Origin of the sequence: Flavobacterium sandaracinum, assembly GCF_004349135.1 — a bacterium.
Lineage (GTDB): Bacteria > Bacteroidota > Bacteroidia > Flavobacteriales > Flavobacteriaceae > Flavobacterium > Flavobacterium sandaracinum.
The window spans coordinates 1-1,266 of the sequence record NZ_SMFN01000059.1 but is presented as its reverse complement, the minus strand read 5'-3'; the positions used below and the strand labels follow the sequence as shown (position 1 = coordinate 1,266).

At 30.4% G+C, this 1,266-nt stretch carries 1 protein-coding gene; it reads left to right on the top strand.

What is annotated here, in order from left to right:
- The first annotated feature begins 216 nt into the window (after positions 1-216).
- Positions 217-1,224, top strand: coding sequence for an IS110 family RNA-guided transposase (locus E0F91_RS17585; RefSeq protein ID WP_132067646.1), 1,008 nt, complete (start codon positions 217-219; stop codon positions 1,222-1,224).
- Positions 1,225-1,266 lie beyond the last annotated feature (42 nt).

Here is a 1,266-nt window from a genome sequence, read left to right as displayed (position 1 = left end):
GCCTTTACTTTGTATTTGACAAAAAAACATTAAATTTATTCAAAGGAAAACAGAGGTGAACTATCAAATCCGCCAAGTTTGTGACTTATTTAGCGCATTAGTCCTCTGTCTTCTCCTTGAATCCCGTTGAATTGCTTCAAATAGAATGATAGACATCAAGGTCTAATAAAGGCTCTAAAGAAGTTCAACATTTTTGTTTATCCTAAATTCAAAGTTATGAAAAACTATTTATTTTACGTAGGTATTGACATTTCAAAATCAAAATTAGATGTAGTTATTTTAAAAAAAGAAGCACCCAATGTAACTAATCATTTCATTGTCGAAAACAACTTAAAAGGTATTAAAGAAATTTTAAAAAACTTAATAAAACAGAAAATAGATTTGACTACTGTTTTGTTTTGTTGCGAAAACACGGGTATTTATACATTTCCTTTGAGTAGCCATTTATCTGAAATCAACCTTGATTTCTGGGTAGTTCCAGCCATAGAAATCAAACGATCTAAAGGAATTTCCAGAGGTAAAAATGACAAGGCAGATGCAAAAGACATTGCTTTATATAGTATTCGAAATATCGACAAACTAAAGCTTTCGACTTTGCCTGAAACGGTAATTCAACAGCTGAAATTGCTTTATACTGAAAGAGAAAAAGTGATGAAATCTTTTAAGATTTTTGAGGCTACAAAAGAAAATGTTGATTTTATGCCCAAACAAGTTTACAAAACAATCGTAGGAATAAATAATAAAACGGTGAAATTTTTAAAAGCAACATTAAAAGCTATTGAGAAGGAAATGAAAGCAATAATATCTAATCAATTGGAATTGAAAAATCAATTTGAATTGATTAAAAGTGTTCCTGGTATTGGGGATAAAACTGCTATTTATATGCTCATTGCAACAAGAGGATTCACGGCTTTTGATAACGCAAGAAAATTTGCTTGTTACGCCGGAACTGCACCTTTTGAATACAGTTCGGGTTCGAGTATTAAAGGACGAACCAAAGTGAATCATATGGCAGATAAAAAGATGAAATCAATATTACAAATGTGTGCTTTAGTTGCCGTAAAACATGATCCGCAACTCAAAGAATATTATGAAAGAAAAAAAGGTGAAGGTAAGAACGCAATGCTGGTTTTAAACAATGTAAAATGTAAAATTATTGGTCGTGTTTTTTCTGTAATTAACAGACAAACTCCCTATATAAATACACATAAATTTGCCTGTTAAATTTTAAATATTTTCTTGTTTTTTACCATAGAATGCGCTAAC